This window comes from Commensalibacter nepenthis (assembly GCF_029953305.1).
GTDB lineage: Bacteria > Pseudomonadota > Alphaproteobacteria > Acetobacterales > Acetobacteraceae > Commensalibacter > Commensalibacter nepenthis.
Genome location: NZ_JASBAN010000001.1, coordinates 516,516 through 528,049 on the forward strand (window position 1 = coordinate 516,516; position 11,534 = coordinate 528,049).

Sequence of the window (11,534 nt, forward strand, 5' to 3'; positions counted from 1 at the left end):
GGGTCAGATTTAATTTTTAAGGAAATATATAATAAAATCAATATGTTAATTAACATAAATGGCGGAGGGGATGGGATTCGAACCCACGGTACGACTTTCATCGTACAACGGTTTAGCAAACCGCCGCCTTCAGCCTCTCGGCCACCCCTCCGCAAGAAGAGTTGCTTAGTAACACGGCGTTTGCTCTGATATGGTTCTAATCGTTTATGAAGAAACTGTCAATTTCCTTTTTATATTTTTTTAAAATAATTATGTTTAAAGCTGTTTATTTATGATGAATTAAAACACTATCAAAAGATGACCTCGGCTTTACCTGTACTAATTCTATAATAAAGAGACATACTCTTCTCTTTTAAACGTCTAAACAAGAATATGCTCGATGATTATCTTGACCAATCGTTACCAAGACTAACGAAAATACAATTATTGCTGATTACGACATGATTATTAATGTTAGGATCAAAAATAAACTTGTTGCACCTAATGAGATTACCGCTATTTTTTTGATAAAATTCAAAATAAATTACCCGAACTGCAAGAGGAAAATGATCTTTTTGCTTTGGTTCAGAGAAATTATCAATTTATATAATATACTGATAACCCTAGCAAAATTGTTCAACTAGATGCTATCAAACAAGGCAGATAGGATATTTTGTCTTATCTGGTGCTCGAACATTTTTTATAAATCTTTGCTCACTTGTCCTAATTCTTTAAAGTTCAACCGTGCTTGATGAAGCGTTATTCTATTAGATCCACTATCTGCATCAGCTTGATCATTTTGTATAGGATCATCTTCCCAAAAACAGACAGAACAAATATCATAATTCCCATTACTGGGTTCAGCTCTGGTTAAAAAACTACAACAAGCGCATGGATATGTCATTTTGAACCTCTTAATACATTTTAACAAAAATTACTCAAATCTATTAACGACGTATTAAGAGGCTCTCAATTATCTTTTAAGATAATTGTTTTTTCAACAATTCATTGACAATGCCAGGGTTGGCTTTACCTTGCATTTCTTTCATGACTTGCCCAACAAAGAACCCAAATAATTTATCTTTACCAGATTTATATTGTTCAACTTTATCAGGATTAGCGGTCAAAATATCTGCAATCACTTTTTCAATTGCGCCCGTATCAGTAACTTGCTTTAACCCTTTGCGTTCCACAATATCCGCAGGCATATCGCCTGTTTCAACCATATCTTCAAAGACTTCTTTGGCAATTTTACCATTAATGGTGTTATCAGCAATCAAATCTAATAATGCACCCAATGCGTCTGCACTGACTGGACTTTCGTGGATTGTTAATCCTTGCTTGTTCAATACAGCAAACAGCTCACCCGTGACCCAATTGGATGCCATACGACCATCACGTCCTTTGGCAACTTGTTCAAAGAAATTCGCAATATCTTGTTCAGCAACCAATACATTTGCATCATAACGAGGTAATCCATATTCTGATTGGAAACGATTGCGTTTATCATCAGGCAATTCCGCCAAAGTTGATTTTAAATAATCAACATGAGATTGCTCGACAATCAAGGGCAATAAATCTGGATCAGGGAAATAACGATAATCGTGCGCGTTTTCTTTGCTGCGCATCGTGCGGGTTTCCCCACGAGCCACATCGAATAAACGGGTTTCTTGATCGACTTCACCGCCATTTTCGTAAATCTCAATATGACGTTTGGCTTCGATCTCAATTGCCTGCATCACATAACGAATAGAGTTGATATTTTTTAATTCACAACGCGTACGATACTCTTCACCAGGCTTACGCACAGACACATTCACGTCGGCACGCATAGAACCCTCTTCCATATTTCCATCACATGTGCCAAGATAACGCACAATCGCACGGATTTTACGAAGATAAGCCCCTGCTTCTTCTGGGGAACGCATATCAGGTTCACTGACGATTTCCATCAACGCCACGCCAGAACGGTTTAAATCCACAACCGTGTCTTTGGGTGTTAAATCATGAATGGATTTCCCTGCATCTTGTTCCAAATGCAAACGAGTAATCCCAATATTCTTAACCGAACCATCTTCTAGTTCAATTTCAATCGTGCCTTCCCCAACAATCGGAAACTCAAACTGAGAAATTTGATAGCCTTGAGGCAAATCCGCATAAAAATAATTCTTGCGATCAAAACGGCTCATCAAGTTAATTTTAGCATTTAACCCAAGTCCTGTACGAATGGCTTGATCCACACATTCACGGTTCAAAACGGGCAACATTCCAGGAAATGCAGCATCCACAAGGCTGACATGCATATTCGGGTCAGCACCGAAATGTGCTGATGCGCCAGAGAATAATTTGGCTTTACTGATGACTTGCGCGTGAACTTCCAACCCGATGACTACTTCCCAAGCACCCGTTGAACCTTCAATCATATAACTCATAGGGAACCTCCAGCAATAAGAGTGGGTTTATGGGTAAAGTTTGCTGCTTTTTCCATCGCAGAACCAACGGCAAACAACGTTTCCTCACCAAAAGGACGACCCAATAATTGTAATCCCAAAGGCAATCCCTGACTGCTTAATCCCGCAGGAAGTGCCAAACCAGGAACCCCAGCCATGCTGGCAGGAACCGTGAAGATATCATTCAAATACATTTGCACGGGATCTTCTTGATTTTCACCTTTGGCAAAAGCTGCAGTTGGAGCCGTTGGGGTTAACAACACGTCAACCTTATCAAACACATTCGTGAAATCTTGATAAATTAATTTACGTACTTTTTGCGCACGTAAATAATACGCATCATAATATCCCGCAGAAAGCACATAAGTGCCCATCAAGATACGACGTTTAACTTCGTCACCAAATCCTTCACCGCGTGTATTTGCATAAAGCTCATCCAAGCTGTTACCCACAACACGACGACCATAACGAACGCCATCGTAACGTGCTAGGTTTGAAGATGCTTCAGCAGGAGCAATAATGTAATAGGTTGCTAAACCATATTTGGTATGAGGTAATGAAACATCCACAATTTCACAACCTGCTTCTTTGAGCCAGTTAATCCCTTGCTGCCAAACGGCTTCTATTTCAGGGGACAAGCCAGGCGCACGATATTCCATTGGAATACCAACTTTCATACCTTTTAAAGAACGGTTACACGCTGCACGATAATCAGGCACTTCTTTATCTACAGAAGTACTGTCTTTTGGATCAAAACCAGCCATTGATTGCAACATAATTGCACAATCTTCAACGGATTTCCCCATTGGGCCAGCTTGATCGAGAGAACTTGCATAGGCAATAATCCCCCAACGGCTGCAACGACCATAAGTTGGTTTAATCCCCGTAATCCCACAATAAGCCGCAGGCTGACGAATAGAGCCACCCGTATCTGTTCCCGTTGCACCCATTGCCATTTGTGCAGCAACCGCAGCAGCAGAACCACCAGAAGATCCGCCAGGAACGAGGAATGTATCTTCACCCTTACGTTTCCATGGATTTTCCACCGCACCAAAGGCAGAGTTTAAATTTCCAGAACCCATTGCAAATTCATCAAGATTCACTTTGCCCAAAAATACAGCACCATCACGCAATAAATTAGCGGTGACTGTGCTTTCATAAGGAGGCACAAAATTTTCTAAAATACGGCTGGCTGCGGTGGTTTTAACGCCTTTGGTACAAAATAAATCTTTGATTGCCAAAGGAATACCCGTTAATGCAGGTGCATTCCCAGCAGCCAATTTTTTATCTGCTTCTTTGGCTTGTTGAGTTGCAGCGTCCGCAGTCACCGTAATATACGCATTGATACGATTATTTAATTGGTCTATCGCTTTGATATGCGCTTTGGTTAATTCCTCGGCACTAAATTTCTTTTGACGCAATCCATCGACTGCCTCGGTAATTTTCATTCCCGTTAACATTATTCAACCACCTTTGGCACAGCATAAAAATCAGCAATCCGTTCAGGAGCATTGGAAAGAACATCTTCTTTACAGTCCCCATCCGTCACAACATCTTCACGTAAACGCAACTGGGCAATTTCCGTGCCAACCATTGGCTGCACATCGGTAATATCAACTTCGTTTAATTGTTCCATCCAATTGATAATGCCACCCAAATCCGTGGCGTAAGTCGTCAACTCATCCTCTTTGACCGCCAAAGAAGAAAGTTTGGCAACACGTTGGACAATTTTCGTATCCAATATTTTATCCGTCAATTCAGCCCCCATCGTTTCAATAGTGCTTGAGTTTATAAATTTCAAAATTACTTTTATTCTATACCATAATATGAGATCAAAGAAATAAGGGTTATTAAAATTATTATAGAAGATACGAAAATGAATGAGTTAGCCCCATTATTGATGATCTTATTGATATGTATTTTGCCTTTTTTGATTTTCTTTGTACCCGTTCTTTATAATTTGATTTATTGTTTTACACAAACACCTCAAAAATCATTATTTAATACAAACTATAAAGGAAAAAAGCTATTTTGGGCGCATCTAATGATCTATTTATGGATCATTATTCTCCTCATAATCAATAGTACACTCTTATATCGCTCTGAATCTTGTATTCAAACAACCGACATTTTTATACCATCGCGTTATCCCTCGCATATTTCCTCAAATGATATTTCTTTAAAAATAACCATGAATATTGTTTTTGATATGGGTATTTTTTGCTGGGCTCCTTGGGTTTTGCTTTATCTACAAAAAAGACCGATTGCACCAATACGCAAACTATTTACTCAATTTTTATGGGTTCTGCTAGCGTTCACCATTATTTCTCTGATACTACATTATGATATATTACACATGAAAAAATACTAAACTCTTTATGAATATTTATGATTTTAATTCATTTATTAACCTAAAAAAATTATCGATAAACTGTTGGTCTGTGCTTTAATAACAAACAATCAATCATTAGAACCCACACCAATATAAACAACATAAAACAGACTATTCTTAGTTATTTTAACTGTGATAATTTTAAATTAAAGATATATAAATCATTTGGGTTGGATAAATATTGAGTAAAATTATCTCGTGGCACTGAAAGGGTAGAATGTAGCACGTTCGTCATACGTGTTTCATCGATAAATCCATGTAAACAAATGTGCCGAATAGGATGAATGCCAGCATCTTTGACATCTTTGCTCGTTAATAAATATTGTATTATATCAACATATCCAATCGAGTAATTTTCGGGTTTATTTACATCTGGATATCGAATAAGAATTTTGTGTAGATCAGAGGGCTGTATGGGGATATATTTGGCGTTAAAAACAGAATCTATATCAATCGAAAGGGACAAAAACAATTGAATTAATTGATAAAAATAAATATTACCATGATTACGATAGAGTTGAAAATATTCATATTTACTCATGGAAAAATACTGAACCAGATGCCCACCTGGCCCTACGTAATTCTTTACAGATTCTAAATTATTGACATTAACATAAGGGGTCAATTTCGCTTTTGCCAATGCCAATGTTTCCTCAAATGAACGATTATGAAAGTGAACATAAGCCAACCGAGTATCAAACTTTTTTTTAGAATTTCGAGCAGCAGGATGATGAAAACCATGATCTAAATACTGAATTGTATTGCGTGCAAAAAAACCTTTTGCAACACAAGTCGGTGAGAAAAAACCAACCTCACCTGGAACATTCAGATAAGATTCATGCATTAAAAACGCATCTTGAATCCCAACCAAACTTTGAAAATAATGATGGATTTCATCTTTGTTACATGATGGATACTCTTGTTGTAAGATAATAAATTCATCTATATCAATGGGAATAGCAAAATCATATGCTTCTTTTTTATCCCATTCCTTGATGATATTACCAATAATATCACCTTTATCTTCAAAATCTTTGCCAGTATCATACTGCCTTATCACATGACATCCAAGCACTTCATAAGAAGATAAAATCTCTTTTGTTTTTTCATTGGTCGATCCATTATCCAAAATATACAAATTCTCTATACCAAATAAATATGTATAATATTTGATCCATGCGTCTAATAAATAAGTTTCATTTTTCTGCATGGTAATACAACGGATATTGGGCATATTGACTCTCTAATCAAAGGATTTGAATGACACAAATTATAGATCAACAAAATGAACTTGCAAAATAATATATGTATAAATTGCTGGCATTCATCAATGATAACATGAATTATAAATGCTCTTTATATTCTTTACACCCATCCGCATTATGCAAATCACAAGATTGCTTGAAATACAATTTAGCTTTTTCTTTATCTACATCTGTTCCTGTGCCTGTTTCATACATATATCCCGCATTATAAGCCCCATCAGAATGACCATTTTTAGCCGCCGCCTTAAATAACTCTAATGCTTTATGATATTCAACAGCACCGCCTTCTCCTTGATAATAAATAAGTGCTAAATTATATTGGGCTTCTGGTACATTTTGTTCTGCTGCCCTTTTGTACCACAAGATTGCTTGTTGCATATCTTGTTTTACCCCCATGCCATGTTCGTACATATACCCAACATTGAAATCTGCTTTGGGCATATATTGAAATGCAGACATTTGATAATATTTCATTGCCTTCATATAGTCTTGGGGTGTTGCAACCCCCTGAAAATAAATTACACCAAGATTAAATTGCGATTGTGCGTCACCTTGATTGGCTGCTTGTTCAAAATATTGGATCGCTTTATGATAGTCTTTGGAAACCTTCTTGCCTTCTAAATATAACACGCCAAGGTTAAATTGAGCTTTGACATGTCCTAAATTTGCTTGTTTTTCCATGTCAGTCACATCCATAGAGGTATGGGAAACAATATCGGTCCTCGGTTTATTCGGAGAAACAATAATATTGGTTTGAGCGATGGCTATATGGACTGGAAAACATCCAAGCATCACAAATAATAACCGCCAAAAACACTTCATCTTTAGTACCTTTTATCACTGAAATCATAGAATTTTTTACAATATAACGCCAAAATAAGTGTTTGTAACAATTTCTTTTCCCTTCATAAATACAATTTATCTACTTTTCCTTTATTTAACAAAGTGATATAGATAATGTCATTTTTAAACCGTTGATTTTATGAAAAAATAATGATGAATATTTATCCCGCTACAGATCGCGAATTAGACGATATTTTAAGAATTCAAGATCTTTGTTACCATGAAATAGAACCAGAATCCCCAGAAGTCATGGCATCAAAACTCCATACCAGCCCTAATACATGTTTTGTTGCCAAAGATACTAACGGGGTCAGAGGATATTTGCTCTCTCTCCCTTCCAGTTTGGGAAACCCACCCCAATTACACAGCAATACACAAACCACAGAGCCTGATCCTAATTGTTTATATTTACATGATTTGGCAATTCACCCCAATGCCAGAGGGTTGGGAGTCGGTAAATTACTGATACAATATTTCGCAAAAACTGCTCTTGAAAAACAATTTCAACATGCGTCATTGATTTCAATTCAAAATTCAGTGCCCTTCTGGGAAAAATATGGATTTAAAGTCATTCCTCCTAATGCTTATTTACAAAAAAAGCTGAAAACATATGGAGATAATGCAACTTATATGGAATGTTTTTTACCAGATTACTATTCAATCACAGCGTAACATCAACCAACATATTTTAATCGGATTAGTTTGTTAAAGCACTTTCAAACGCACTTACATCAAATCCATGCTTGGGATGTTCGGGAATGGTGATAACGTTTAACCCCAACCTTTCTACTACTTGCCAAGCACCATAGAAAATTGTTTGTTGTAATAAGATACAATCACCTAGCTTGGTTAATGCTTGTAACGACAGATTTAGCGCATCCAACGCCCCAAAGGTAATCACAATATCTTCTGGCTGAGTGGAAATCCCATTTAAACTATACCGACTGGCAAGGATTTGTCGCCGTGGCAAAGAGCCAAGGGGCATACTATCTGTAATCAATAAACTATTGGATATTTTTGCATGTCGTGCAAGGATTCTCATAAAATAGGTATTGCACAATAATGAAAGCGACGGAAATGCTGATCCCTAGTGGAATAATATGATCTTGTTGCAGCTTTTTTAGATAATCGAATACCAATGAATTGATTTTAATATTCGTAGTTAACACAACTTTATTCGTGTATTCTGGGGGTATATTTATCCCCCAGATACATAATATCCAGATTTTGTTTCGTATAAACCATCCTTTTGCTTCCAATTCTTGATACGTGTTTAATATCGTCATCAAGCTATATCCAGAGCTGTGAGCCTGTGCTCTCAAAGAAGGTAACTTTTATGCGCAGCCCAAGACCCGCTTTCGATCAAGAATTGAATATTTTTAGCAAGCTGTTTAAATTTATACAGTGATCTCAACATCAAAAAAGCAAAAGTAGCACTATAATAATAACATACCTACATCCTTAGTGATAAAGGCTGTTCTTTGCCATCAATAATAGTACCCGAAAGCACTGCGCCACAATCCCCAAAGACAAGACCCCAGACAACCATAAAACAATAAACCATTGCCATTGTTTGAGTTGAATATTCTTTGTGCGATTAATGATACCCTTCATCATCTACCCCCACTTTATTTTTAAACACCCAATAGGTTAATATTGTATAAGCAATAATAATCGGCAATAAAATCCCAACACCAATCAAAGCAAATAATTGACTACTATGAGGCGCTGCTGCCTGCCACAACGTAACAGACGGTGGAATAATATTAGGCCATAGACTGATTAAAAACCCAGCATAGGTAATCAATACCAAACATAAAATATATAAAAAAGGTTGCTTGTCACACTGCGTCCGACATGCACGCAAAATAAGCCAAGAGAATAGCAATACTAAAACCGGCACTGGTGAAAGATATAATAAATTAGGCATTGTAAACCAGCGTGATGCAATCTCTGGATGAATAAAAGGCGTATATAAACTAACACCTACAAAAATGACCAATAATCCAATGAGTAATTTAGGCATTAAATGATACATGCTTTGTTGCAAATCTTCTTTAGTTTTTAAAATAAGCCATGCACATCCCAAAGCCGCATACATCATCACAACACCCACACCCGTAAACAAAGAAAACGGTGTTAACCAATCCAGAGGACCACCAGCATAGGCGTTATTGACCACATGTATCCCTTGGATATATGCGCCCAAAATAACCCCTTGGAAAAAACTGGCTAAGGTTGATCCCCAAATAAACGCCCAATCCCATAAATATTTACTGCGATGTGCTTTAAAGCGAAACTCAAAAGCCACCCCTCGGAAAATAAGAGAGACAAGCATTAGAATAATTGGAATATATAAAGCTGATAAAACCGTGGCATAGACCAATGGAAACGCTGCAAATAATCCAGCCCCTCCTAAAACCATCCATGTTTCGTTCCCATCCCAAACGGGGGCAACACTATTCATCATCACATCACGATGTTTATGATTTTTGATAAAAGGAAATAAAATCCCTATTCCCAAATCAAAACCATCCAAAACGATATAAATCAACACACCAAGCGCAATGATACTTGCCCAAATAATCGCTAAATCTATCATAATAGCTCTTCCTTATTATTCACTTTTGCAGATGGAGCATATAATGCGTATTCTTTGGGTCCTTGATTGATTAATTTAAAAATATAATATATGCCACTGCCAAAAACGACCGTGTAAACAATGACGAAAACAATCAAACTTAATCCGACTTGATCTGCAACAACCGTGTTTGAAAAACCATGTTCCGTGCGTAACATATTATAGACCACCCATGGTTGGCGACCAACTTCTGTGGTTACCCAACCTGACAGTAACGCAATATATCCTGTTGGTCCCATAAAGAGCGCAAAGTAACTGAACCATTTGCTGGTATATAATCGTTTTTTATACCGCAACCACAAGGCTGTGAATGACATTATAATCATCAAGAAGCACAACCCAACCATCAAGCGGAAACTCCAAAAAACAATCAAAGAATTGGGTCTATCTTGTGGTGGAAACTCTTTTAAGCCTTTAACCACCCCATTCCAATGGTGGGTTAAAATCAAACTGCCAACATAAGGAAGAGAAACAGTATAATAGTTTTTTTCTTGCTTCATATTTGGAATAGTAAATAAAATCAAAGCCATTGGATTGTCTGTATTTGTCTCCCAATGTGCCTCAATAGCTGCCAATTTAGCAGGCTGATATTTCAACGTATTTAGCCCTTGTGAATCGCCGAAATAAACCTGAGCACAAGAGGTAGCCAAAACCATCCACAACGCCATAGAAAATGCTTTTGTTGTCATTGGCGAGCGATGACCACGTAATAACTGCCATCCTGACGCGCCAACCACCAATAAGGAAGATACTAAAAAAGCCGCCGTTCCCATGTGAAGTAATCGATGGATAAAACTTGGGTTAAAGATAATTTGCCACCAATCATGGGGGACAATAATCCCATTTTCGACGCTAAATCCCTGAGGCGTTTGCATCCAACTGTTCGAGGACAAAATCCAAAACATTGAAATACATGTTCCCAATGCAACCATAAAAGTCGCCGTAAAATGGGCTTTGGGTCCAACGCGTCCCCATCCAAATAACATGATACCAAGAAAGCCCGCCTCTAAAAAGAACGCGCTTAACACTTCATAGGTTAACAAAGGTCCTGTGACACTTCCTGCAATACGGGAAAATTCGCTCCAATTCGTGCCGAATTGATACGCCATCACAATGCCCGACACAACCCCCATTCCAAACGCAACCGCGAATATCTTAGACCAATATTTAAACATGTCTAAATAAACTTGTTGCTTCGTTTGCAGCCACTTCCATTCAATAATCGCCAAAAAACAGGCTAAACCAATAGAAGTCGCTGGAAAAATGATATGAAACGAGACGGTAAATGCAAATTGTATCCGTGCCAATTCCAATGCTGTAAGACCAAAAAACATAATTCCACCTTATACACTTTGTTAATAAAAATACTGCACAAAGACTGTTAAGCATGTAATGATGCTAGTAAATAAAAAAATAAAATAAAAACCATAACAGATCATTAACAAGCTTATATATGGTAATCTGTTATACCATATATGACATCATTGCTATGTTATTTAACCTCACATCAATTTGATTGCTGCATTATAGCATCTTTATAGTTAAACCTCTATCAAAAAAACGTTTTTTGAGAATATATTGATGACCTCTTTTATCTTCTACCTCTTGGCTGCGTTTGCAGAAATTGCTGGATGTTTTTCCTTTTGGGCATGGGTGCGTTTGGGGAAAACCCCGTTATGGATCATACCAGGCACGTTCTCTTTGCTATTTTTCGCATGGATTTTAACAAAAATAGACGTGGATATGGCTGGTCGTGCCTATGCCATTTATGGTGGGATTTATATTATTTGCTCTTTGATCTGGTTATGGGCGGTCGAAGATACTCCACCCGATAAATGGGATATCACAGGCGCAATCATTTGTTTATTAGGAGCAAGTATTATTTTATTCGCTCCACGCTCATAACTGAATTTTATCGGCTTTATAGAGTTATTCTAAGGAAAACACGAAATGATATGCTAAAC

Annotated in this window: 12 protein-coding genes and 1 tRNA gene; 2 read left to right on the forward strand and 11 right to left on the reverse strand. The window is 37.3% G+C overall.

Translation table 11 applies throughout. The features are described from left to right. Nucleotides 1-59: 59 nt before the first annotated feature. The 7 genes from QJV33_RS02325 to QJV33_RS02355 all read right to left on the reverse strand — a co-directional run bounded on the left by QJV33_RS02325 (nt 60) and on the right by QJV33_RS02355 (nt 6,908). Nucleotides 60-151 (reverse strand) — tRNA-Ser (locus QJV33_RS02325). A gap of 528 nt (nt 152-679) precedes the next feature. Next, complete coding sequence (locus QJV33_RS02330) at nt 680-883, reverse strand: CPCC family cysteine-rich protein (RefSeq protein WP_281461805.1); 204 nt, start codon at nt 881-883, stop codon at nt 680-682. Nucleotides 884-959: 76 nt separating this feature from the next. Next, nucleotides 960-2,411 carry an Asp-tRNA(Asn)/Glu-tRNA(Gln) amidotransferase subunit GatB gene (gene gatB / locus QJV33_RS02335; protein WP_281461806.1) on the reverse strand — a complete coding sequence of 484 codons (1,452 nt, stop codon included), beginning with the start codon at nt 2,409-2,411 and terminating at the stop codon, nt 960-962. Further along, the gene (gene gatA, locus QJV33_RS02340) at nt 2,408-3,889 is read right to left on the reverse strand and encodes an Asp-tRNA(Asn)/Glu-tRNA(Gln) amidotransferase subunit GatA (protein ID WP_281461807.1); all 1,482 of its coding nucleotides are present in this window, start codon (nt 3,887-3,889) and stop codon (nt 2,408-2,410) included. Before gatA ends, gatB begins: the two co-directional genes overlap by 4 nt. Next, on the reverse strand, nt 3,889-4,197 hold the full coding sequence (gene gatC, locus QJV33_RS02345) for an Asp-tRNA(Asn)/Glu-tRNA(Gln) amidotransferase subunit GatC (RefSeq protein WP_281463372.1): 309 nt from the start codon (nt 4,195-4,197) through the stop codon (nt 3,889-3,891). The genes gatA and gatC overlap by 1 nt, the downstream gene beginning before the upstream one ends. Nucleotides 4,198-4,942: 745 nt before the next feature. Then, complete coding sequence (locus QJV33_RS02350; protein ID WP_281461808.1) at nt 4,943-6,055, reverse strand: glycosyltransferase family 2 protein; 1,113 nt, start codon at nt 6,053-6,055, stop codon at nt 4,943-4,945. Between the two features lie 109 nt (nt 6,056-6,164). Further along, nucleotides 6,165-6,908, reverse strand: a complete 744-nt coding sequence (locus tag QJV33_RS02355) for a tetratricopeptide repeat protein (protein WP_281461809.1) — start codon at nt 6,906-6,908, stop codon at nt 6,165-6,167. A 171-nt stretch (nt 6,909-7,079) separates the two neighbouring features. On the opposite strand from QJV33_RS02355, the gene QJV33_RS02360 reads away from it, so the two are divergent. Further along, a complete protein-coding gene (locus QJV33_RS02360; protein WP_281461810.1) occupies nt 7,080-7,601 on the forward strand; it encodes a GNAT family N-acetyltransferase in 522 nt (173 codons plus the stop codon). 25 nt (nt 7,602-7,626) lie between these two features. On the opposite strand, the gene QJV33_RS02365 is transcribed toward QJV33_RS02360, so the two are convergent. From QJV33_RS02365 to QJV33_RS02380, 4 genes are all read right to left on the reverse strand, one after another. Then, nucleotides 7,627-7,971 carry an aminotransferase-like domain-containing protein gene (locus QJV33_RS02365; RefSeq protein WP_281461811.1) on the reverse strand — a complete coding sequence of 115 codons (345 nt, stop codon included), beginning with the start codon at nt 7,969-7,971 and terminating at the stop codon, nt 7,627-7,629. Between the two features lie 419 nt (nt 7,972-8,390). Beyond that, nucleotides 8,391-8,546, reverse strand: a complete 156-nt coding sequence (locus tag QJV33_RS02370) for a hypothetical protein (protein ID WP_281461812.1) — start codon at nt 8,544-8,546, stop codon at nt 8,391-8,393. After that, on the reverse strand, nt 8,527-9,531 hold the full coding sequence (cydB, locus tag QJV33_RS02375) for a cytochrome d ubiquinol oxidase subunit II (protein ID WP_281461813.1): 1,005 nt from the start codon (nt 9,529-9,531) through the stop codon (nt 8,527-8,529). Before cydB ends, QJV33_RS02370 begins: the two co-directional genes overlap by 20 nt. Then, nucleotides 9,528-10,904 carry a cytochrome ubiquinol oxidase subunit I gene (locus QJV33_RS02380; RefSeq protein WP_281461814.1) on the reverse strand — a complete coding sequence of 459 codons (1,377 nt, stop codon included), beginning with the start codon at nt 10,902-10,904 and terminating at the stop codon, nt 9,528-9,530. Before QJV33_RS02380 ends, cydB begins: the two co-directional genes overlap by 4 nt. A gap of 247 nt (nt 10,905-11,151) precedes the next feature. Here QJV33_RS02380 and QJV33_RS02385 point away from each other — a divergent pair, with 247 nt between their 5' ends. Continuing rightward, nucleotides 11,152-11,475, forward strand: coding sequence for a YnfA family protein (locus tag QJV33_RS02385; protein ID WP_281461815.1), 324 nt, complete (start codon nt 11,152-11,154; stop codon nt 11,473-11,475). Nucleotides 11,476-11,534 lie beyond the last annotated feature (59 nt).

Excerpts from the sequence above, each read along its gene's own strand:
- QJV33_RS02330 (WP_281461805.1), bottom strand. The coding sequence starts at position 883 with ATGACATATCCATGCGCTTGTTGTAGTTTTTTAACCAGAGCTGAACCC.
- gatB (WP_281461806.1), bottom strand. The coding sequence starts at position 2,411 with ATGAGTTATATGATTGAAGGTTCAACGGGTGCTTGGGAAGTAGTCATC.
- gatA (WP_281461807.1), bottom strand. The coding sequence starts at position 3,889 with ATGTTAACGGGAATGAAAATTACCGAGGCAGTCGATGGATTGCGTCAA.
- gatC (WP_281463372.1), bottom strand. The coding sequence starts at position 4,197 with ATGGGGGCTGAATTGACGGATAAAATATTGGATACGAAAATTGTCCAA.
- QJV33_RS02350 (WP_281461808.1), bottom strand. The coding sequence starts at position 6,055 with ATGCCCAATATCCGTTGTATTACCATGCAGAAAAATGAAACTTATTTA.
- QJV33_RS02355 (WP_281461809.1), bottom strand. The coding sequence starts at position 6,908 with ATGAAGTGTTTTTGGCGGTTATTATTTGTGATGCTTGGATGTTTTCCA.
- QJV33_RS02360 (WP_281461810.1), top strand. The coding sequence starts at position 7,080 with ATGATGAATATTTATCCCGCTACAGATCGCGAATTAGACGATATTTTA.
- QJV33_RS02365 (WP_281461811.1), bottom strand. The coding sequence starts at position 7,971 with ATGAGAATCCTTGCACGACATGCAAAAATATCCAATAGTTTATTGATT.
- QJV33_RS02370 (WP_281461812.1), bottom strand. The coding sequence starts at position 8,546 with ATGATGAAGGGTATCATTAATCGCACAAAGAATATTCAACTCAAACAA.
- cydB (WP_281461813.1), bottom strand. The coding sequence starts at position 9,531 with ATGATAGATTTAGCGATTATTTGGGCAAGTATCATTGCGCTTGGTGTG.
- QJV33_RS02380 (WP_281461814.1), bottom strand. The coding sequence starts at position 10,904 with ATGTTTTTTGGTCTTACAGCATTGGAATTGGCACGGATACAATTTGCA.
- QJV33_RS02385 (WP_281461815.1), top strand. The coding sequence starts at position 11,152 with ATGACCTCTTTTATCTTCTACCTCTTGGCTGCGTTTGCAGAAATTGCT.